This window comes from Sphingomonas phyllosphaerae 5.2 (genome assembly GCF_000419605.1).
Classification (GTDB): domain Bacteria; phylum Pseudomonadota; class Alphaproteobacteria; order Sphingomonadales; family Sphingomonadaceae; genus Sphingomonas; species Sphingomonas phyllosphaerae_B.
Genome location: NZ_ATTI01000001.1, coordinates 3,378,553 through 3,398,290, shown reverse-complemented (window position 1 = coordinate 3,398,290; position 19,738 = coordinate 3,378,553). Strand labels below are relative to the sequence as shown.

Here is a 19,738-nt window from a genome sequence, read left to right as displayed (position 1 = left end):
GGACACGAAGCGAGGAGGCCAGGTTGACGCTCGGGCTGCACGACGAGAGCGACCTGCTGGCGACGCTCGCGCGGAAGAATGCGGTGTTGCAGGCGATCAACCGCATTTTCCACGAAGCGCTGGGCGCGACATCCGAGGAGGCGCTGGGGCGGCTTTGTCTGGCGGTGGCGGAGGACGTCACCGGCGCCGAATTCAGCTTCATGGCCGAGATGACCCCGACGGGCGACAAGCTCCACGACCTGGCGATAAGCGATCGCGCATGGGCGGTGTTCCACCGCATGTGGCCGGGGCTCGGGCCAGAGACGTTGCCGACGCATCTCGACCTGCATGGGCTGTACGGGCGTGTGATCCACGACGACGCCAGCCTGATCGCCAACGACGCGCCGCGCCACCCCGATGCGATCGGTACGCCGCACGGACACCCCCCGCTCGCCTCGTTCCTGGGCGTGCCGCTGCACCGGCAGGGGCGGCTGGTGGGCGTGATTGGACTGGGTAACCGACCCGGCGGCTTCCGCGAGATCGATCGGCTGGCGGTAGAGGAACTCGCGCCCGCCATCGTGCAGGCGCTCTACAGCAAGCGTGCCGAACTGGCGCTGCGTGAGAGCGAGGAGATGCGGCGCGTCAGCATCGAACTGGTGCCGGCGATCCTGTGGCGGACCGATGGCGCCGGGCACAACAAGATGTCGAACAGCCAATGGGCCGAGCTGACCGGGCAGAGCGAAGACGAGATCGCGGCATGGGGCTGGCTGGACGCGGTTCATCCCGACGATCGCGCCGGGGCGGAGCAGGCGTTCCGGCGGTCGTACAGCAACGGAGAGCCGCTGGAACGGCAGATGCGGATTCGGGGACGCGAGGGCGCCTATCGCTGGTTCCTGATGCGGCAGGCACCGATGCGCGATGCGGAATCAAGCGTGACGCACTGGTTCGGTGCGGCGACCGACGTCCACGACCTGCACCTGCTGGAGGAGCGGCAGCGACGGCTGGTCGCAGAATTGCAGCATCGCGTGCGCAACATCCTGACGGTGGTACGCTCGGTCTTCGCGCGGACCGCGGACACGGGCGGGGCGCTGGAGGATGTCGCCGACCATTTCCGCGGGCGGCTCGACGCGCTGGCGCGTACGCAGGCGATCGTGACGCAGACGGCCAGCGGGCATGTCGATCTGGAGAACCTGATCCGCGACGAACTGCTGAGCGTGGGCGTCGCGGATGGCGAGGCCTTGTCGCTGTCCGGCCCGGATGTGCCGTTGCCGCCGCGCGCCGCGGAGGCGATCGGGCTCGCAGTGCACGAACTGGCGATCAACGCCGTCAAATATGGCGCGCTGAAGGTGCCGGGCGCCGCACTGGAGATCGTCTGGTCCACCGACGTCGCAGACGACGGAACGCGTGGCGTGCACCTCACGTGGGCGGAGCGGGGCGTGCCGGTAATCGCTATCTCGCCGAATCGACAGGGTTTTGGTACGGAACTGATCTGCGAAGCGTTGCCATATCAATATGGTGCGCAAACGCAGTTGGCGTTCGCGGGCGGTGGCGTACGCTGTTCGATTGCGATGCCGCTGCACGAGGAAGGGAACACGTTCTGACCATCAACGGCACTCTGTCAGGCAGACGCCTTCTGATCGTGGAGGATGAGTATTTCATCGCGTCCGACCTGAAGCGTGTGCTGCAGGCGGAAGGCGTGGAGGTGGTCGGGCCGGTCGGTCGACTGGCCGACGCGCTCGCGATCGTCGAACGAGAGCGCGTGGATGTGGCGTTGCTCGACGTGAACCTCGGCAGCGCGATGTCTTTTCCGGTCGCGGAACGGTTGCAGGCGCTGGGTGTGCCCTTTCTGTTTCTGACCGGCTATGACGCCTGGACGTTGCCCGAGCCGCTGCGGAATGTTCCGCTACTGGCCAAGCCGTTCGACAGCGATGCAGTGATCGCGGCGGTACACGCACTATGCGGGATGGAGGAAGTCCGATGATCAGGGGACAATTGCGCAGCGAAATGCGTGAGCCGGCGCTGACCCGCCTGATGGCGCTTGCACCGCTGGACGGCCCGGCGGTCGCTGCGTTGACCGCGGCATTGGCACTCGCCCGCGGCGTCCGCCCGCGGCGCGACATCGTGACCGAGGGGCGCGAGATCGAGGAGCCGTTGCTGCTGCTGTCCGGCTGGGCGGCACGGGTGCGGCTGCTGCCCGATGGGCGACGGCAGTTCCTCAGCTTCCTGCTGCCCGGCGACCTGATCGGCTCCTCCGAACATCCACATGCGCTGGCGGTGGCGACCGTGATAGCGATGTCGGACGTGACGGTGTGCCCGTTACCGGCTGCCGAGCCGGGTTCGCCGCTGCATGTCGCCTATGCGATCAGTCGTGCGATGGACGAGGGACATCTGCTGGCGCAGATCACGCGGCTGGGGCGCCTGAATGCGCAGGAGCGGATCACCGACCTGTTGCTGGAATTGCATGAGCGGCTGACGCTGAGCGGGACGGTCGCGGGCGACGGGTTCGACCTGCCGTTGACGCAGGAGACGCTCGCCGACGCGCTGGGGCTCACGTCGGTGCACGTCAATCGCATGTTGCAACAGGCGCGTCGCGAAGGGGACCTGCAATGGCGGGTCGGGCATGTGCGGTTGAGCGATCCGGCCGGGCTGGCGCGCAAGATCGGCCACTCGCCATTGCGCGTTTCCGCACGCTGAGCACCGCGGACGGGCGCGACGCCCGCGGCAGCGAAGAGGACGGTACCGGTGGCGAGGGTCCACGCACCCGGCGTCGCGATGCGCTCGCGCGGCGTTCGGCGCTGATCGAGGCGGCGCGGATATGCTTCGCGCGCTCCGGCTATTTCGTGCCTCTGGAGGAGGTGGCCGATGCCGCGGGGGTCGGGCGCGGGACCTTCTACCGCAACTTCAAGGATCGGATGGCGCTGGCGCTCGCGGTGCTGGAGCGCGAGGTCGATCGGCTCGGGCGACTGGTCGATGTCGATCTGCCGCTCGACCGGGCGTTGGCGCGGATCGTGATCGAGGGTGCGGACGCGACGCGGCTGTTCGCGCGGCTGGCGATCGACATGCCGCTGGACGGCGAGGATCGCGCGGCGTTCGACGGCCTGCGCGAGCGGCTGGAAGGATTGCTCGAGCCGCTGGCGACGCAGGCCCATCGCGAGGGGACGCTGGCGGAGGGGCTGGGCGCGCGCGAACTGATGCTGGCGATGCGGATGCTGGGCGCGATCATCATGCCGGCCCCGGCCACGCGCCGTGATGCGCTGCTCGACGAGGCGCTGGCGCTGGTGACCGTCGGGCTACGGCCGCGCTGAAGCCGGCGGCTCGGCCCAGCCGAGCCCGAGGCTCTTCTGGATCGCGATGTAGTTTCCGGTGAGCTGCGCACGGCCCTGCTCGGCCGCGATCGCCGCGGAGAGGCGCTGACGCTCGATGTCGAGTTGATCGACGAGCGTGCTGGTCCCGGCTTCGACACGCTGTCCGTTCAGGCGGGCAGCGCGCGCGGCGGATTGCTCGGCGAGCAGCAACTGCGCCAGTTGCGCGCGCGTGTTGCCGAAGCGCGACAGGCTGGTCTCGGCATCCTGCAACGCCTCCAGCACGGTTTGGCGGTATTGCGCCTCCGCGGCGTCGCGCTGCGCCTCCGCCTGGCGCACGGCGGCGCGGTTCCGCCCGAAATCCAGGAACGACCAGCTGAGCATCGGCGCAGCCACCGTTGCCAGCTTCGACGGATCGAGCACGTCGGAGATTCCGGTGCCGCCGAGCCCGACGACGCCGAGCAGCTTGAGCGACGGGAACTTCCGCGCGGTGGCGACGCCGATCTGCGCATTGCCCGCCGCCAGCGCGCGCTCGGCCGCACGGATATCGGGGCGGTGCGCGATCAGTGTCGCGGGATTGCCGATCGGCACCTGCGCGGGTGGAAGCGGCACCGGCACAATGGGCGCGAGCGTCGCATCGAGCGCGCCGGGCGCGCGACCCGTCAGGATCGCAAGCTGACCCTTGTATTCGTCGATCTGCGCGGCGAGCGGGATGGTCTGCGCATCGGTGCTGTTAAGCTGGTTCTGGAGCCGTTCGACCTGCAAAGCGGAGGCGGTGCCGGCGGTGTAGCGTTGCTGCACGAGCGCAAGCTGGCGGCGTTGCAAGGCGCTGGACTGCGCATTCAGCGCTGCGCGTGCCTGTGCGTCGCGCAAGCCGACATAGGCCTGCGCCACCTGCGCCGAGAGCGTGACCTGCGCGTCGGCGAGTTGCGCGAAACGCTGCTCGCTGGTGGCGCGACGCTGTTCGAGCGCGCGGCGACCGCCACCGAACAGGTCCGGTTCCCATGATGCCATGCCGCCTAGGTTGTAGAATTCGAGCGAGGTGTCGCCGCTGCCGCCGTCGCTCGCGCCGCCCAGCGCGGTGCCGGGAAGGCGAGCGTCGAGATAGACTCCGCTGGCGCTGACGCTGGGAAGGCGGGCGGCGCGCTGCTGCCGGTATTGCGCTTCCGCGGCGCGCAGGTTTGCCGCAGCGGCGTCGATCGTCGGGCTGTGCGCAAGCGCATCGTCGACCAGGGCGGTCAGCGTCGCATCGCCGAGTGGTTCCCACCAGCGCGCCAGCCCGGGAGCGGGTGTAAGCGCGTTGTCCTGTGCGCGCACGAACGTGCCGCGCGTCGCCGCGTCGGAGGCGACGGCGGGCGGCCCCTTGTAGTTCGGGCCGACGGTGCACGCGCCGAGCAGCGCGAGCGTGAGGAGGGAAGCGAGATGGCGCATCAATGCATCGCCGCCGGCGCGGCGCCCTTGGGAAGCGGACGGAGGAACATCACCAGCGGCAGCACCGCCAAGGTGCCCATGCCCATGATCCAGAAGATGTCGTTGTAGGTCATCACCAGCGCCTGCCCCTGGATCTGCTGCCCCAGCGCGCGAAGCGCCGTTTGCGGCCCGCCGAGCGACCGGGCAGTTGCGGCCATGTAATCCTGCACGTGCACCGAATTGGCGTTGAGCGTTTCCTCGATCCGGCGTGCGTGGAACCACGACCTCTGGTCCTGGATGATCGCGATGCCGGCCAGCGCGAAGCTGCCGCCCAGATTGCGCATCGCGCTGAAGAGCCCGGACGCGTCACCGGCTTCGGAAGGCGGGACCGAGCGGATCGCGGCCTGGCTGAGAAACAGCATCGCCAGGATCTGGCCGACGCCGCGCAGCAACTGCGATTCGGTGAAGTCGCTGCCGACCGAGTCGATCGTCAGGTTCGCGTCGAGCAGCGCCGACGCCCCCATGATGAGCAATCCCGCCCCCACCGCGACCCGGATGTCGACGCGCACCAGCAGGATCGGGACGATCGCCATCATCACGAAGCTGGGTATGCCGGCGAGCAGCACGACCTTGCCGGATTGCAGCGCGTTGTAATTGGCGATCGCGGCGAGGAACTGCGGGATCGCGTAGGACGTGCCGTAGAGGACGACGCCGAGCACCAGCCCCATTACCGCCACCGACCCGAACTGCCGGTCGAGCAACAGCCGGAGCTTGATGACCGGGCGGCGCGCAAGGAACTGCCCGGCGATCAGCAGTCCGAAGCCGAGGACGGTGACCGCGAACATGTAGCGGATCAGCTCGGAGGAGAACCACTGCTCGCGCTGCCCTTCCTCGAGGAACACCGTCAGCCCGCCGAGGCCGAGCGCCAGCCCGGCGATGCCGAGCCAGTCCGCCTCACGGAAGAGATGCAGCCGCGACGGCTCGTGCTTCAGGCCGATCAGTAGCAGCAGGACCAGGATGCCGCAGATCGGCAGGTTGAGGAAGAAGGCATAGTGCCAGCTGATGTTCTCGGTCAGCCAGCCGCCGACCAATGGCCCCAGCACCGGGCCGAGGATCGCGGTCATCCCGAATGCAGCGATGCCGATCGGTTGCTGCGAGCGTGGCAGGCGCTGGGCGATGATCGTCTGCGCGGTAGGGATCATCGCGCCGCCGGTGAAGCCTTGGCCGATCCGCCCGAAAATCATCTGCGGCAACGTGTCGGCAGTGCCGCAGATCACGGAGAAGATCGTGAACAGCACCGCGGCGATCAGCAGGAAGGTGCGCAGCCCGAGCAGCCGTTCCAACCACGCGGCCATCGGGATGATGACGATCTCCGCGACGAGATAGGCGGTCGCGATCCACGTTCCTTCGGTGCCGCTGGCGCCGATCTCGCCCTGGATCGTCGGCAGCGACGAATTGACGATCGAGATGTCCAGCGTCGCCATGAAGGCGCCGAGCGTGCCCGCCGCGACCGCCAGCCATGCGGCGAGGTCCGCCCGCTCGGCGCCGCCCGCGGGCAGATCGGCCCGCGCGTGTCCGCTGGCGGGGGGAGCGGCGCTCGCCACGCTCAGCGCTCCTGCCGGTTCGCCTTGCGCTGCTCGTCGCGCAACCGCTCGATATCGTCCTTGGCGCTGCTGGTATCGACCGTCACTTCGACCGAGAGGCCGGGCACCAGCAGGCGTCGGGTCTGCGGAGTCGCTTCCAGCGCGATGCGCACTGGTACGCGCTGCGTGATCTTGGTGAAATTGCCGGTCGCGTTCTGCGGCGGCAGCAATGAGAATTGCGCGCCCGTTCCCGGCGAGAAGCTGGCGACGCGGCCCTTCAGCGCGATGCCGTCCAGCGCATCGACCTTGATCTCGACCGGCTGGCCGGGACGCATCAGCGCCAGCTGCGTTTCCTTGAAATTGGCGGTGATGTAGAGCTTGTCGAGCGGCACCAGCGACATCAGCCGCGTACCGGTGCCGGCATATTGGCCGACCTCGACCGTCCTATCGCCAACGCGCCCATTGATCGCAGCGCGGATCAGCGTGGCGTTGAGATCGACATCGGCGGCGCTTTGCTGCGCGCGCGCTGCCTGCGCCTGCGCCAAGCCCTGCTTCACCTGCGTCTCGAACGTGGCGACGCGACGCTGCTGCATCGCGACCGCGGCGTCCTGCGCGCGGACCGCCTGCGCGGACTGGCGCGCGGCGAGCTGCAGTTGGGCGAGTTGCTGACGCGTTTCGGCGCCCGAAGCGGCGAGCGGTCGGTAACGGGCGACTTCGGCCGCGTCGTGCGCGGCCTTCTCGCGCGCGGAGGCGAGCTGCGCGCGCGCCTGGTCGATCGCGGCATATTGCTCGCGAACCTGGGCGCGTGCGCTATCGGCCTGCGCGTCGGCGACCGCGATCTGCGCCTCCGCCTGCGCAGCCTGCGCGCGCGAGTTCCGCGGGTCGATCCGCACCAGTGGTTGGCCGGCACGAACGTCCTGATTGTCAGCGACGAACACTTCGGCGACATAGCCGGCGACACGCGGCGCGACCGTCACCATGTCGGCGCGGACTTGCGCGTCGTTGGTTTCCTGCATGTACTGGCCGTGGGCCTTGTACTGCACGTACCAGATCGCGCTGCCGATCAATACCACGAGCGCAACGGCAATAAGGATCACCTTGGCGCGGCCGCTGAGCCGACGGCGCGGCGCGGGTGCGGCGTCGGTCTGCGCCTGCCCGTGCGGCTCGCTCGGGGATATAGCCTCTTCCGCCATATATTCGGTCCAGCAACAATGACGGCTCGCGGATGATGCCGCGAGTCGTTGGAAGCGGACAATATGTCCGCTTAGCGGGATGCTTCAAGTGCCGCGGTGCAACATGCCGCAAAAATGCGATGATTGCCGAATGTGCTCGCAGCGGCGTGTCGCAGCCGATACGCTCTCCCATCGCGATGCCGTGCCGTGCAGGCGCGGAGGGGAGACAATCGCCGATGCAGCATGCTTTCGGTCGCAACCTGACCTACGGATTACATGAAAAGCTGGGGCGCGCGATCGTGGTCGGCGACTATGTCGATCGGCCGTTTCCGAACGAAGCGGACATCGTGCGCGAGCACGGCGTCAGCCGTTCCGTGACGCGGGAGGCGGTGAAGATGCTGGCCGCGAAGGGGCTGCTCGGCGCTCGTCCGAAGCAGGGCACGTTCGTACTGCCGCAGGATGCATGGAACCTGCTCGACCCCGACGTACTACGCTGGTTGCTGGAGCGCGAGGCATCGATCGACCTGCTTCGCCACTTCAACGAACTTCGCATCGGCGTCGAACCCGAAGCCGCCGCATTGGCGGCGCGCGGCGGCACGCCGGAGCAGCAGGCGGCTATCTCCGCAGGACTGGCGCGGATGGTGGCCGCGGAGCGTGGCGAGGACGACACGCTGGATGCCGACATCGCCTTCCACGTCGCGGTGCTGCGCGCATCCAACAATCCGTTCTTCGTGCAATTCCGCGAGATGGTGAGCACCGCGCTGCGGACCTCGATCCGCTTCACCAACCAGATCGCCGGGCGCAGCGCGAACATCGCCGAACACACCGCGGTACGCGACGCGATCGTCGCCGGCGACGCCGCAGGCGCGCATGCGGCAATGCGCGGGCTGATCGTCAACGTACTGACGCTGATCGAACCGACCGCCCGGTGACGCTATAGCGTCCGCAACATCTGTGCCGGACGCGCGCGTAGCGCCGGCACGCTGCCCGCCACCCCGATGCCGAGCGTGACGAGGCTGGCGCCGCCGAGCGTCAGCGCGACGCGCATCGGATCAGGTGCCCAATGCATGTCGAAGACGTGGGTCACGACATACCAGCCCGCCGCCCCGCCCGCCGCCAGCGCGACGGCCGACAGCAGCGCGGCGAGCAGCGCATATTCGATCGCCTGTGCGGCCAGCACCTGCCGCGTGCTGCCGCCGAGCAGCTTGAGCACCACGGCATCGTAGCGGCGCGCTCGTCCGGACGCCGCCACCGCGCCGACGAGCACCGCCAGCCCGGCGAGCACCGTCGCCGCTGCGGCGACGCGCACCGCGGTGGCGATCTGCCCAAGCAGCGCGGACACCTGCCCGATGACGTCACCGGTCCGGATCAGTGTCACCGATGGCATCGCCGCGCCGACGCTACGCGCGATCGCGCCGTCGTGCGTCGGGGGGGCGTAGATACTCGCGAGCAGGCTGTGCGGCGCTTCCTCGATATAGCCGGGCGAGAAGACGATCGCGAAGTTGAGACCGAGCCCTTGCCAATCGATCTTGCGCAGCGCCGCGATCCGCGCCGGGACGTCGACGCCGAGCACCGATACGGTGATCGCGTCGCCGATCTTCAACCCAAGCGCCTGTGCCGCACGATCCTCGATCGAGACGAGCGGCGGCCCGCGATAGTCGGCCGGCCACCAGCGCCCGGCAACCACCTGGTTGCGCGGCGGCACGGTCGCCGACCAGGTAAGCGTGCGGTCGCCGCGCAGCACCCAGGCGTCGGCGGGCAGCGTCTTGAGCTGTGTGACCGGAACACCCTTGATCGCGACGATCGCGCCGCGGAGCGACGGCACCGCCTCGATCCGCGCCGTCGGTGCGGCGGTGCGGACGGCGGCACGGAAGGTCGCGGCTTCCTCCGCCGGCACGTCCGCGGCGAAGAAGCGGGGCGCCCGAGCAGGCGCACTGCCGCGCAGCTCGGCCGACAGGCTCGAGTCGATCACCGCCAGCGCGACGAACAGCGAGAAGCCGAGCCCCAGCGCAACGACAAGTCGGTCGGTCGCCGCGCCGGGGCGGTGAAGGTTCGCCAGCGCCAGTCGGGGCAGCGCCTGACGCGGGCGCGGCAGGCGCGCGAGCAGACGCCGCAGCGCAATGCCGATCGCCCAGAGCGCCGCTACCAGCGCCGCGATCGCCGCGACAAAGCCGAGTGCCAGCAACCGGTCGCTCGCCGACAGCACCGCCAAGGCGACGAGCAAGGCCAGCAGCAGCGCCATCGCCGCAAGCACGCGCCACGACGGGCGACCGGCGTCGGCCAATGCGTCGCGCAGCAGCGTCGCGGCGGGGACGCGTCGTGCCTGCGCCAGCGCGGGCAGCGCGAACAGCAATGCGACGAGGACCGCGAGAGCCGCGGCCGTGGCGAGCGGTAGCGGGTAAAGCGCGAGCCGCGGTGCAATCGGCAACGCGGCGCCGGCGATGCGTACGACGATCCAAGGCACTGCGGCGCCCAGCACCAGCCCGGGCAGCGTTCCCGCGGCGCCGACGATCCCCAGCTCGATCAGAAACAGCCGCGCGATCAATGGCGAGCGCGCGCCGAGCACCTTCAGTGTCGCGATCATCTTCGTTCGCGCCGCCAGATACGCCGCGACGCCGCTGCCGACACCCACGCCCGCGATCGCCAGCGCGGCGAGCCCGACCAGCAGCAGGAACTGGCCTAACGTCGCGATCCCGCCACGCAGGCCGCGTGCGGCATTATCGGTGGTGCGCGGCGTCCAGCCTGCGCCGGGGAAGCGCGCCGCCAGTCGGCTGGCCGTCGCCTCGGCCGTGGCGCGCGCGGGCAGCACGATGCGATAGCCGCTCCGGTAGAGACTGCCGGGCTGGATCAGCGCGCTGGCGTCAAGCCCGGCCATGTCGACCAGCGCAGGGCTGCCGAGTGCGAAGCCGGCGCCGAGTCGATCCGGCTCCTCGGCGATCAGACCGATGACCCGGAACGGTGTGGTGCCGAGCCGCAGCGTATCGCCGACGCCGACGCGCAGCCGCTCCGCCAAAGCGGGGGCGATCGCCACCTCGCGTCCGTGGGGTCGGGCGGCGAGCGCGCCGGGGGCAAGGCGGAAACGCCCGACCAGTGGCCAGCGGCCGTCGACGCCGCGCAACTCGACCAGCGCACTGTCGGCGCCGGCATGCGCCATCGCGCGCAACGAGACGACTTCGGCGACCGGCCCGGCCGCGGCGAAGGCGGCGAGTTCCTCCGGCGTGGCGCGGCGTTGCGAAACGACGAGTTCGGCGTCGCCGCCCAGCATCGTGCGACCCTGTGCATCAAGCGCGGCGAGCATCGCGGCGGACAGGCTGCCGATCCCGGCGAGCGCGGCGGTGCCGAGGAACAGGCACATCGCGAGCAACAGCAGCCCACGCCCGCCGCGCCGCAAGTCGCGCAGCGCCAGGGTGAGCGCCGTGCTCACGTCTCGATCGTCACGTGCCGTCGATCGGCGACGATGCGCCCGTCGGCCAGCTCGACGACGCGCGCGCACCGCGCCGCCAGCGCCGGATCGTGTGTAATGACCAGCATCGTCGTTCCTGCGTTGATCGCGCGGGTGAACAGCAGGTCCATGATCGCCGCTCCGGTGGCCGTATCGAGGTTACCGGTCGGCTCGTCGGCGAAAAGCAGCGCCGGGCGCGAGACCAGCGCACGCGCAATCGCGACACGCTGCTGCTCCCCGCCCGAGAGCTGCGCGGGATAATGATCGAGCCGTTGACCCAGGCCAACGGCGGCGAGTTCGGTGCGCGCCCGCTCGAACGCGTCAGCGTCGCCCGCGAGTTCCAGCGGCACGGCGACATTCTCCAGTGCGGTCATCGTCGGCAGCAGGTGAAAGGCCTGGAGCACGATGCCGATCCGTCCACGCCGCGCCACCGCCAGCGCATCCTCGTCCAAAGCCGCGAAGTCGCGCCCGACGACGCGCACCTCGCCCGCAGTCGGCCGTTCCAGCCCGGCGAGCACCGCCATCAACGATGACTTGCCCGAACCGGAGGCGCCGAGAAGTGCGACCGTGTCGCCCGCCGCGACCGTCAGGTCGATTCCGTGCAGGATATCGACTCGCGCCGGCGGCTTGCCGAGCGCGAGGCGCACGTTGCGCGCGACGATCGGCGCGCTATCAGGGGGGGATGATGGGCCGGTCACAAACGTGTCGATACGGAGGGTGGTGGTGGCTTGTCCATCCGATCCTGCTGATGCTGCTGGCCTGGCCCGCGACGGCCGCGCCGCGTGCGCCGTTGATATGGGCGTTCGGCGACAGTTTGACGGCGGGATACGGACTGGCGCCAGCACAAGGATTTCCCGTGCAATTGCAGGCCGAATTGCGGCGGCAAGGCTTGGCGGCAACGGTACGCAACGGCGGCGTCGCGGGCGATACAGCGGCGCAGGGACGCGCGCGGCTGCGCTGGGGATTGCGCGGTTTGAAGGCTGTCCCCGACCTGGTGATTGTCGAGCTGGGCGCGAACGACATGCTTCGTGGGTTGCCGGTGGAGCAGGCGCGGGCGAATCTGGACCGCATCCTCGCCGAATTGCGGGCACGCAAGATTCCGGTGTTGCTGGCGGGGATGCGCGCCGCGCCGAACATGGGCAGCGATTATGCGCGGGCGTTCGAGGGCATGTACCCGGCACTGGCGCGCAAGCACGGCGCGGCGCTGTACCCGTTCTTCCTCGAAGGCGTCGCGGGGCAGCGCGGGCTGTTCCAGGCCGATGGCCTGCATCCGAACCCGCGCGGGGTCGCGATCGTCGTGCGACGGATCGCGCCGGCGGTGCGTCGCGCGTTGCGCTGACGACGGATCGTGCGGCGTGGTCGCGGGTTGATGGCGTCCAAGGAGACGCGATCATGATGACCGATCCCGACAAGCGCGAGACCGACGACGATCAGGCCGAGGCGATGGAAGAGGCGCAGGAAGAAGCCGCGCATGAGCGTGAGGAAGAGGGCGGCTACCAATAACGCCTCATCGGCTTCGCGGGCGTAGCGGTCGTGGAGCGATCCGCTACGCCCGACGCGACGGCGGTTCGCGCGTTAGGGTGGCGAGGTCGCCCGGGGTGTTGATGTTGGTAAGTGCCATTCCCGGCATGATAGACCGCGCGCCGATTGCGTCGGCCCAGTGCCGAATCGCGCGCGGGCCATTTCCGAGCAGATGTGTCAGCAGCGGCATGGCGAGGTGCACGGGCCACAACGCTACCGTCGGTGCCTCAGCAGCATAAGCTGGTGCTTCTGCGATCAAGGTGGCGACGAGCGCGGCGGGCAGTTCAGGCGTATCGCAGGCGGTCGTGAGAACCGCGTCGAAGCCGAGATCGGCCGCGTAGGCAAGTGCCCCGGCGATACCGCCGAGCGGACCGAGCCCGGACACCGGCAGGTCGGGAATCGTCGGCACCGCCGCGTGAGGGTGACCGACAACCACCAGCGTCGCGCAATGCGGCTGCAGGCTGGCGAGCGCATGGTCGAGCAACGCGGTGCCATCGAGCAGCGCCAGCGCCTTGTCGCTGCCGAAGCGCGTCGACTGACCGCCGGCGAGGACCGCACCCAGGATGTTCATGGCCGGGAGAAGGGCGAGCCGCCCCTCGTCAGAGGGGCGGTGTGCCGATGGGTCAGAGCGTGGTGAACACGATACCGACCACCAGCGCCTGAGCCGCCAGAGCCAGCGCGGTGCTGGCGGCGGTTTCGAACATGCGCATGGGGATAGTCTCCGTTTGCCGGGTTACACCGGCACGGAGGCATGTGATATTTATTGCTCGATTGCGCAATAATCGAACAAGACAATCGTGGTTGCAGCTTTTGCAATTAAACTGTCATACGCCGAACACACGGTCGAAGATCGTGTCGACGTGCCGATAATGGTAGGCGAGGTCGAACTTCTCGTCGATCTCGGTCGCGGACAGTGCGTTGGCGACTTCCGGGTCGGCCTTCAGCAATTCCTGAAGCGAGAGCGTGCCGTCGGACTCCCATACTTTCATCGCGTTACGCTGGACGAGGCGGTAGGCGTCCTCGCGGGTGAGGCCGGCTTGGGTTAGGGCCAGCAGCACGCGTTGCGAGTGGACGAGCCCGCCCATCCGGTCGAGATTCTTCTGCATACGCTCCGGATAAACCAGCAATTTGTCGACCACGCCGGTCAGGCGGGCCAGCGCGAAATCGAGCGTGATCGTCGCGTCCGGTCCAATATAACGCTCCACAGAGGAGTGGCTGATGTCGCGTTCGTGCCACAACGCGACGTTTTCGAGCGCCGGGGTGACATAACCGCGCACCATTCGCGCCAGTCCGGTGAGGTTCTCGGTCAGCACCGGATTGCGCTTGTGCGGCATCGCCGACGAACCCTTCTGCCCCGGCGAAAAATACTCCTCCGCCTCCAGCACTTCGGTGCGTTGCAGGTGGCGCACCTCGGTGGCGAGCCGCTCGACCGAGCTCGCGATGACGCCCAGCGTCGCGAAGAACATCGCGTGGCGGTCGCGCGGGATCACCTGCGTCGACACCGGCTCGATCGCGAGGCCGAGCCTGGCCGCGACATGCGCCTCGACGCGCGGATCGATATTGGCGAACGTGCCGACCGCCCCGGAGATCGCGCAGGTGGCGATGTCCTCGCGCGCCATCGCGAGGCGCGCGCGGTTGCGGCGGAACTCGGCATGCGCCTGCGCCAGCTTGAGGCCGAAGGTGACCGGCTCGGCATGGATGCCGTGGCTGCGGCCGATCGTCGGGGTCAGCCTGTGTTCCTTCGCGCGCCGCTCCAGCACCTCCAGCAGGCGATCGAGATCGGCGAGCAGGATGTCCGACGCACGCGCGAGCTGCACCGACAAGGTGGTGTCGAGCACGTCCGACGACGTCATCCCCTGGTGCATGAAGCGCGCCTCGTCGCCGACCTGTTCGGCCACCCACGTCAGGAAGGCGATGACGTCATGCTTGGTGACCGCCTCGATGGCGTCGATCGCGGCGACGTCGATGCGCGGGTTGGTCGCCCACCAGCGCCACAGCGCCTCGGCCGCGCTCGCGGGCACCACGCCCAACTCGGCGAGCGCGTCGGTTGCATGCGCCTCGATCTCGAACCAGATGCGATAGCGCGCCTCCGGCTCCCAGATCGCGGCCATGTCGGGGCGGGAATAGCGGGGGATCATGCGCGCGGTCCTTGGCAATAGGGAGTTGCCGCGCGGGTAGCAGCGTGGGGACGGGCGGGCAAATGCGGGCGGGGACTACGCCAGCCGGATGGTCTTCCCCTCGCGCGCCGAGCGATAGATCGCCTCGACGATCCGCAGATCGCGCAATCCTTCCTCCCCCGACACGATCGGAGTGCGCCCGTCGATCACGCATTGCGAGAGGTGGTCGAGTTGTCCCGCGAACTGCGTCTTGCCCGGGCCGGGCGGCGGGGTCACTTCCTGCTCGCGCCCGTCGCGGCCGGTCCACAGCCGGTTACCGTCGTAACGCGTCGCCGGTTCCAGCTCGACGCGCCCCTTGCTGCCCATCAGCAGGATGCGGTTCTGGTTGGCCGAGTACATCGACTGGCATCCGGCGAGCGCGCCGGAGGGAAATTCCAGCGTCCACTCGATCATGTCCTCGACCTCGCGAAACCGCGGATCGTTGCGGTCGGTCGACTCGCGCGCGGTGACCGCGATCGGTTCCTCGCCGGTCATGTAGCGCGCCGCCTGCAGGCTGTAGACGCCCATGTCCATCAACGAGCCACCGCCGGCCATCGCGCACTTCAGCCGCCACGCATTGGGATCGCCGGCCGTGAAGCCGTGTTCGGAGCGGACGTAACGGATCTTGCCGGTGTCGGGCTGTTTCGCCAGCCGCATCGCGGCGATGTTGGTAGCCTCGAAATGGCAGCGATAGCCGATCATCAGCTTGCGATTTGCCGCCTTGCACGCAGCGATCATCGCCTCGCATTCGGCGACCGAGATCGCCATCGGCTTCTCGCACATCACGTGCTTGCCGGCCTTCGCAGCACGGATCGTATATTCGGCATGCATGGAATTGGGCAGGCAGACATAGACGATGTCGATATCGGGATTGTCGCGGATGCTGTCGAAACTGGCGTAGGAATAGATCGCTTTCTCGGACAGGCCATGTTCGGCCGCGACCTTCTTCGCCTTGGCCGGGTCGCCGCTGACGACTGCCGCCAGCCGGCTGTGCGTGCAATTCCTGAACTCGGGAATGATTCGCCCGAGGCCGTAGCCGCCGAGCCCGACGATCGCGTAACCGAGCTTGCGCTGCGGCCCTTGTGCGCAGGCACTGCCGGCCGCAAGCAGCGGCGCGGCCGCGATAAGCGTGCGGCGTCCGATCTCCATCCTCACCTCCCTTATATGTGTCCACGAGGCTGCGGGTGCGGCGCAGTGAAGTCAATGCCGGTTATTTCAATCGCATAGCCAGACCAGCGACGACCAGATCGACGCGATCGACCGCCGCGGCGACGCGTTGGTTGATGCGTCCCGCCACGTCGCGGAAGCGCCGGGCGAGCGCATTGTCCGGGACGATCCCCCAGCCGACCTCGTTCGACACCAGCATCACGCGCGCCGGCGTGGCAACCAGCGCGGCGAGCAGCGCGGCGGTCGCCTCATCCGCATCGGCGTCGCCGAGCAACAGGTTGGAGGCCCATAAGGTCAGGCAGTCGACCAGGATCACTGCGGTGTCGGCCATGGCGATCGCTTCCGGCAGGGCGAGCGGTGCTTCGATCGTGCGCCAATCCGCATCGCGGTCCGCGCGATGCCGCGCGATTCGCTCGACCATCTCGGCGTCGAACGCCTGCGCCGTGGCGATGAAGGCGCGGGGGCCGGAGCATGCCTCCGCCAGCGCCTGCGCATGGCGGCTCTTGCCCGAGCGCGCCCCGCCCAACACCAGCCGCGTGCGCCATGCGTGGTCGTCCATGCGCTTTTGCCCCCCGGCCGCTTTTGCCCCTTGCCTGCGGTCCCGTGAACGCTGATGGAGGGCGCCGTCCGCCAAGTCGAGGCCCGTCACACGTTGCGCGACCTGACCTTCCATGGGGGTCGCCTGGAGGAGGCGGCGCGCCTGTTCCCCGCCGCACCGCGGCCGTGGCTGGACCTGTCGACCGGGATCAATCCGCACGCCTGGCAACCGGCCGCGCCGCTGGAGATCGACCAGCGGCGGCTTCCCGCCGCGGACGCGGCGGCGGAATTGTGCGCGGCGGCGGGCGCGGCGTTCGGGTTTGCGGGCGCGCTGGCGGCGGTGCCGGGAAGCGAGCCGGGATTGCGGTTGCTCGCCACGCTGGACCTGCCGCGGCCGTGGCAGGTCGTGACGCCCTGTTATCGCACGCATCGCGACGCGCTGCCGGGTGCGGAGCCGATCCTCGCCGGGATGGTCGAGGAAGCCGCGGGACGCGGCGGGACGATGTTGCTGGCCAACCCCAACAATCCGGACGGACGGCTGTTCGCGCCGGCCGAGCTGTTGCGCATCGCGCGACGGCTGGGGGCGCAAAACGGCATGCTGGTGGTCGATGAGGCGTTCGCCGATGCAGTGGCGGGCGCGAGCGTGTTGCCGTTGATCCAGGCGAGTGACCGGGTGGTGGTGCTGCGGTCGTTCGGAAAGTTCTACGGACTGGCCGGGGTGCGGCTGGGGTTCGTCGGCGGCATGCCGGAGGTCGTCGCCGGGATCGCCGGCTGGCTGGGAAGCTGGCCGGTGTCGGCGACCGCGCTGGGCTATGGCGCGGCGGCGTATCGCGATGCCGGATGGGCCGGAGCGATGCGCGTGCAATTGGCGGCGGAGGGGGCCGCGCTGGACGCGTTGCTGGCGGCACATGGGGTGATCGCGACCGGGAGCTGCCCGTTGTTCCGGACGGTCGAGGACGATCGTGCCCCGGCGCTGTTCGCGCATCTGGCGGCCGCGGGGATCCTGACGCGGCCGTTCGACGACGACCCGCGGCGCTTGCGGTTGGGGCTGCCGGGAGCGGATGCGGCACGGCTGGCGGCGGCGCTGGCATGCTTCCCGGAGCATGCGGGTGGCTGAGCCGGTTGCGCTGGCGGCGCTGGCGATCGAGGCGGCTGTCGGGTGGCCCGCTTGGCTTTATGCGCGCGTCGGGCATCCGGTCGGCGGCATCGCACGGGCGATCGGGTGGTGCGAGGGGCGCTGGAACCGGGCGGGGCGGGCGCGGCGGCTGCTGGGGGCGATGACGGTCCTGCTGGTGGTGGGGATCGCCGGCGGGCTGGCGGCGCTTGCGGAATCGGTGGTGCGCGCGCTGGGGCTCGGCTGGGCGGGGGTGGCGGTGCTGGCGTGGCCGGCGCTGGCGCAGCGCAGCCTGTACGATCACGTCCGCCCGGTGGCGGACGCGCTGGAGCGTGACGAGCTGGCGGCGGCGCGGGTTGCCGTGGGGATGATCGTCGGGCGCGATACCGCCGTGCTGGACGAGGCGGCGGTCGGTCGTGCGGCGGTCGAAAGCCTGGCGGAAAGCTTTTGCGACGGCGTGGTCGCGCCGCTTTTCTGGTTGCTGGTCGGAGGGTTGCCGGGCGTGTGGGCGTATAAGGCGATCAACACCGCCGACAGCCTGATCGGGCATCGCGAGGAGCGATGGCGGCTGTTCGGCTGGGCGGCGGCGCGGATCGACGATGTCGCGAACTGGATACCCGCGCGGATCGGCGCGGTGCTGATCTGCCTGGCGGGCGGCGGCGGCTGGCGGGTAATGTGGCGCGATGCGCGGCGGCATGCCTCCCCGAACGCCGGCTGGACCGAGGCGGCGATGGCGGGTGCGCTGGGGCTGAAGCTGGCCGGGCCGGTCGTCTATGACGGCGTCGCGTCCGCCAAGGAGTGGATCGGCGACGGGCGCGCGGCAGTGACGGCGCGTGACCTTCGCCGGGCGCTGGGCGTGTTCGTCCGCGCATGCGTATTGCTGTGGATCGTGGCGGGAGGGGTCGCATGGCTGCGCTGATGTTGCAGGGGACCGGCTCGGATGTCGGCAAGTCGGTATTGGTCGCGGGGCTGTGCCGCGCCTACGCCAATCGCGGGATGGCCGTCCGGCCGTTCAAGCCGCAGAACATGTCGACCAACGCCGCGGTCACCGCCGAGGGCGGCGAGATCGGGCGTGCGCAGGCGACGCAGGCGATCGCCGCGCGGGTTGCGCCGCATGTCGACATGAACCCGGTGCTGCTGAAGCCGGAAGGCGACCGCACCTCGCAGCTGATCGTGCGCGGCCGGATGCGCGGCAAGTTGCCGGCGAACCGGTGGCGTGAGGGGCGCGAGGGCCTGCTGGGCGAAGTGCTGGACAGCTTTCGGAGCTTGCAGGCGCAGGCCGATCTGGTGCTGGTCGAAGGTGCGGGGTCGCCGGCCGAGATCAACCTGCGCGCGGGCGACATCGCCAACATGGGCTTCGCACGCGCGGCGGGGGTGCCGGTGGTGCTGGTCGGCGATATCGATCGCGGCGGGGTGATCGCGTCGCTGGTCGGCACGCGCGCGGTGCTGGACGCCGAGGATGCGGCGATGATCCACGGGTTCGTCGTGAACCGCTTTCGCGGCGATCCGGCGCTGTTCGAGGACGGTTACCGCGCCATCGCCGGGCGGACCGGCTGGCGCGGCTTCGGCGTGGTGCCGTGGCTGCCCGCCGCGGCTCGCCTGCCGAGCGAGGATGCAGTGGTGCTGGAACGGACGCGCGCCGTCACCGCGGGCGGACGCCTGCTGGTCGCGTGCCCGGTGACGCGGCACATCGCCAATTTCGACGACCTCGATCCGCTGCGGCTCGACCCGCGCGTGGAAGTGGCGATGATCCCCCCGGGCGCGCCGTTGCCGGCGGCGGCGGCGCTGGTCGTGCTGCCGGGATCGAAGGCGACGATCGCCGACCTGGCGTTCTTTCGTGCGCAGGGCTGGGACATCGACCTGTTAGCGCACCGGCGGCGCGGCGGTGCGGTGCTGGGGCTGTGCGGGGGCTATCAGATGCTGGGGCACACGGTGGCCGATCCGCTGGGGCTGGAGGGGCCGGCGGGAAGCGTCGCGGGGCTCGGGCTGCTGGCGGTCGATACCGTGCTGGGCGGCGACAAGGCGCTGCGGCAGGTGCGCGGCGCGGCGCGGGGCGCGCGCTTCGCGGGGTATGAGATGCACCTCGGCGAGACGACCGGCGCGGACACGGCGCGTGCGGTGGCGGTGTTCGACGACGGACGGCGCGACGGGGCGACGAGCGCCGACGGGCTGGTGGCGGGGACCTATGTCCACGGGCTGTTCGGGCTGGCGGAGCAGCGCGCGGCGTGGCTGGCGGGTGCGGGCGACGGGCCGGATCATGCCGCGTCTGTCGAGGCCGCGCTGGACGAGATCGCCGCGGCGCTGGAGCGGCACCTCGATCTGGACGGCTTGCTGGCGGTGGCGCGCGGGTAAGCG

At 69.7% G+C, this 19,738-nt stretch carries 18 protein-coding genes; 9 read left to right on the top strand and 9 right to left on the bottom strand.

Annotated elements, in window-relative coordinates; all coding sequences use genetic code 11:
- The first annotated feature begins 23 nt into the window (after positions 1–23).
- The 4 genes from SPHPHY_RS21045 to SPHPHY_RS21040 are packed head-to-tail and all read left to right on the top strand — an operon-like array spanning position 24 to position 3,284.
- A complete protein-coding gene (locus SPHPHY_RS21045; protein WP_051148331.1) occupies positions 24–1,580 on the top strand; it encodes a sensor histidine kinase in 1,557 nt (518 codons plus the stop codon).
- A 38-nt stretch (positions 1,581–1,618) separates the two neighbouring features.
- Positions 1,619–1,960: a response regulator gene (locus tag SPHPHY_RS0116210; protein WP_196802181.1), complete on the top strand. Its 342-nt coding sequence runs from the start codon at positions 1,619–1,621 to the stop codon at positions 1,958–1,960.
- Positions 1,961–1,983: 23 nt separating this feature from the next.
- Positions 1,984–2,673: a Crp/Fnr family transcriptional regulator gene (locus tag SPHPHY_RS0116205; protein WP_231370436.1), complete on the top strand. Its 690-nt coding sequence runs from the start codon at positions 1,984–1,986 to the stop codon at positions 2,671–2,673.
- Positions 2,586–3,284 (top strand): TetR/AcrR family transcriptional regulator, encoded by a 699-nt coding sequence (locus tag SPHPHY_RS21040; RefSeq protein WP_022687736.1) that lies wholly within the window; start codon positions 2,586–2,588, stop codon positions 3,282–3,284. The genes SPHPHY_RS0116205 and SPHPHY_RS21040 overlap by 88 nt, the downstream gene beginning before the upstream one ends.
- Here SPHPHY_RS21040 and SPHPHY_RS0116195 read toward each other — a convergent pair.
- Genes SPHPHY_RS0116195 through SPHPHY_RS0116185 form a run of 3 tightly spaced genes read right to left on the bottom strand, consistent with a single transcriptional unit; the run spans position 3,270 to position 7,467 of the window.
- A complete protein-coding gene (locus tag SPHPHY_RS0116195; RefSeq protein WP_022687735.1) occupies positions 3,270–4,712 on the bottom strand; it encodes an efflux transporter outer membrane subunit in 1,443 nt (480 codons plus the stop codon). The genes SPHPHY_RS21040 and SPHPHY_RS0116195 overlap by 15 nt on opposite strands.
- The gene (locus tag SPHPHY_RS0116190) at positions 4,712–6,295 is read right to left on the bottom strand and encodes an MDR family MFS transporter (RefSeq protein WP_022687734.1); all 1,584 of its coding nucleotides are present in this window, start codon (positions 6,293–6,295) and stop codon (positions 4,712–4,714) included. Before SPHPHY_RS0116190 ends, SPHPHY_RS0116195 begins: the two co-directional genes overlap by 1 nt.
- A 2-nt stretch (positions 6,296–6,297) precedes the next feature.
- Positions 6,298–7,467, bottom strand: coding sequence for an HlyD family secretion protein (locus tag SPHPHY_RS0116185; RefSeq protein WP_022687733.1), 1,170 nt, complete (start codon positions 7,465–7,467; stop codon positions 6,298–6,300).
- 215 nt (positions 7,468–7,682) lie between these two features.
- Here SPHPHY_RS0116185 and SPHPHY_RS0116180 point away from each other — a divergent pair, with 215 nt between their 5' ends.
- Positions 7,683–8,378 (top strand): FadR/GntR family transcriptional regulator, encoded by a 696-nt coding sequence (locus tag SPHPHY_RS0116180; RefSeq protein ID WP_022687732.1) that lies wholly within the window; start codon positions 7,683–7,685, stop codon positions 8,376–8,378.
- A gap of 2 nt (positions 8,379–8,380) precedes the next feature.
- Here SPHPHY_RS0116180 and SPHPHY_RS0116175 read toward each other — a convergent pair whose 3' ends face one another.
- Positions 8,381–10,870 carry an ABC transporter permease gene (locus SPHPHY_RS0116175; protein WP_022687731.1) on the bottom strand — a complete coding sequence of 830 codons (2,490 nt, stop codon included), beginning with the start codon at positions 10,868–10,870 and terminating at the stop codon, positions 8,381–8,383.
- Complete coding sequence (locus SPHPHY_RS0116170; protein WP_043130111.1) at positions 10,867–11,586, bottom strand: ABC transporter ATP-binding protein; 720 nt, start codon at positions 11,584–11,586, stop codon at positions 10,867–10,869. Before SPHPHY_RS0116170 ends, SPHPHY_RS0116175 begins: the two co-directional genes overlap by 4 nt.
- Before the next feature lie 50 nt (positions 11,587–11,636).
- On the opposite strand from SPHPHY_RS0116170, the gene SPHPHY_RS0116165 reads away from it, so the two are divergent.
- On the top strand, positions 11,637–12,227 hold the full coding sequence (locus tag SPHPHY_RS0116165; protein ID WP_043130108.1) for an arylesterase: 591 nt from the start codon (positions 11,637–11,639) through the stop codon (positions 12,225–12,227).
- A gap of 207 nt (positions 12,228–12,434) precedes the next feature.
- Here SPHPHY_RS0116165 and mobA read toward each other — a convergent pair whose 3' ends face one another.
- From mobA to cobU, 4 genes are all read right to left on the bottom strand, one after another.
- On the bottom strand, positions 12,435–12,980 hold the full coding sequence (gene mobA, locus SPHPHY_RS0116155) for a molybdenum cofactor guanylyltransferase (RefSeq protein WP_022687728.1): 546 nt from the start codon (positions 12,978–12,980) through the stop codon (positions 12,435–12,437).
- Positions 12,981–13,233: 253 nt separating this feature from the next.
- Entirely contained in the window at positions 13,234–14,547 is a 1,314-nt protein-coding gene (gene purB, locus SPHPHY_RS0116145; RefSeq protein ID WP_022687727.1) for an adenylosuccinate lyase, read from the bottom strand.
- Between the two features lie 75 nt (positions 14,548–14,622).
- Positions 14,623–15,714 (bottom strand): Gfo/Idh/MocA family protein, encoded by a 1,092-nt coding sequence (locus tag SPHPHY_RS0116140; RefSeq protein WP_022687726.1) that lies wholly within the window; start codon positions 15,712–15,714, stop codon positions 14,623–14,625.
- 61 nt (positions 15,715–15,775) lie between these two features.
- A complete protein-coding gene (cobU, locus tag SPHPHY_RS0116135) occupies positions 15,776–16,291 on the bottom strand; it encodes a bifunctional adenosylcobinamide kinase/adenosylcobinamide-phosphate guanylyltransferase (protein WP_022687725.1) in 516 nt (171 codons plus the stop codon).
- 54 nt (positions 16,292–16,345) lie between these two features.
- Here cobU and SPHPHY_RS0116130 point away from each other — a divergent pair, with 54 nt between their 5' ends.
- The 3 genes from SPHPHY_RS0116130 to SPHPHY_RS0116120 are packed head-to-tail and all read left to right on the top strand — an operon-like array spanning position 16,346 to position 19,735.
- Positions 16,346–17,386, top strand: a complete 1,041-nt coding sequence (locus SPHPHY_RS0116130) for an aminotransferase class I/II-fold pyridoxal phosphate-dependent enzyme (RefSeq protein ID WP_022687724.1) — start codon at positions 16,346–16,348, stop codon at positions 17,384–17,386.
- The gene (gene cbiB / locus SPHPHY_RS0116125) at positions 17,373–18,302 is read left to right on the top strand and encodes an adenosylcobinamide-phosphate synthase CbiB (protein WP_022687723.1); all 930 of its coding nucleotides are present in this window, start codon (positions 17,373–17,375) and stop codon (positions 18,300–18,302) included. The genes SPHPHY_RS0116130 and cbiB overlap by 14 nt, the downstream gene beginning before the upstream one ends.
- A complete protein-coding gene (locus SPHPHY_RS0116120; RefSeq protein ID WP_022687722.1) occupies positions 18,290–19,735 on the top strand; it encodes a cobyric acid synthase in 1,446 nt (481 codons plus the stop codon). Before cbiB ends, SPHPHY_RS0116120 begins: the two co-directional genes overlap by 13 nt.
- Positions 19,736–19,738: the final 3 nt, after the last annotated feature.

What these genes read in the sequence shown, in the direction of transcription:
- SPHPHY_RS0116180 (WP_022687732.1), top strand. Translation starts at nt 7,683, where the DNA reads ATGCAGCATGCTTTCGGTCGCAACCTGACCTACGGATTACATGAAAAG.
- SPHPHY_RS0116185 (WP_022687733.1), bottom strand. Translation starts at nt 7,467, where the DNA reads ATGGCGGAAGAGGCTATATCCCCGAGCGAGCCGCACGGGCAGGCGCAG.
- SPHPHY_RS0116165 (WP_043130108.1), top strand. Translation starts at nt 11,637, where the DNA reads ATGCTGCTGGCCTGGCCCGCGACGGCCGCGCCGCGTGCGCCGTTGATA.
- SPHPHY_RS0116205 (WP_231370436.1), top strand. Translation starts at nt 1,984, where the DNA reads ATGCGTGAGCCGGCGCTGACCCGCCTGATGGCGCTTGCACCGCTGGAC.
- SPHPHY_RS0116140 (WP_022687726.1), bottom strand. Translation starts at nt 15,714, where the DNA reads ATGGAGATCGGACGCCGCACGCTTATCGCGGCCGCGCCGCTGCTTGCG.
- purB (WP_022687727.1), bottom strand. Translation starts at nt 14,547, where the DNA reads ATGATCCCCCGCTATTCCCGCCCCGACATGGCCGCGATCTGGGAGCCG.
- mobA (WP_022687728.1), bottom strand. Translation starts at nt 12,980, where the DNA reads ATGAACATCCTGGGTGCGGTCCTCGCCGGCGGTCAGTCGACGCGCTTC.
- SPHPHY_RS0116195 (WP_022687735.1), bottom strand. Translation starts at nt 4,712, where the DNA reads ATGCGCCATCTCGCTTCCCTCCTCACGCTCGCGCTGCTCGGCGCGTGC.
- cobU (WP_022687725.1), bottom strand. Translation starts at nt 16,291, where the DNA reads ATGGACGACCACGCATGGCGCACGCGGCTGGTGTTGGGCGGGGCGCGC.
- cbiB (WP_022687723.1), top strand. Translation starts at nt 17,373, where the DNA reads ATGCGGGTGGCTGAGCCGGTTGCGCTGGCGGCGCTGGCGATCGAGGCG.
- SPHPHY_RS0116130 (WP_022687724.1), top strand. Translation starts at nt 16,346, where the DNA reads ATGGAGGGCGCCGTCCGCCAAGTCGAGGCCCGTCACACGTTGCGCGAC.
- SPHPHY_RS21040 (WP_022687736.1), top strand. Translation starts at nt 2,586, where the DNA reads ATGGCGGGTCGGGCATGTGCGGTTGAGCGATCCGGCCGGGCTGGCGCG.
- SPHPHY_RS0116120 (WP_022687722.1), top strand. Translation starts at nt 18,290, where the DNA reads ATGGCTGCGCTGATGTTGCAGGGGACCGGCTCGGATGTCGGCAAGTCG.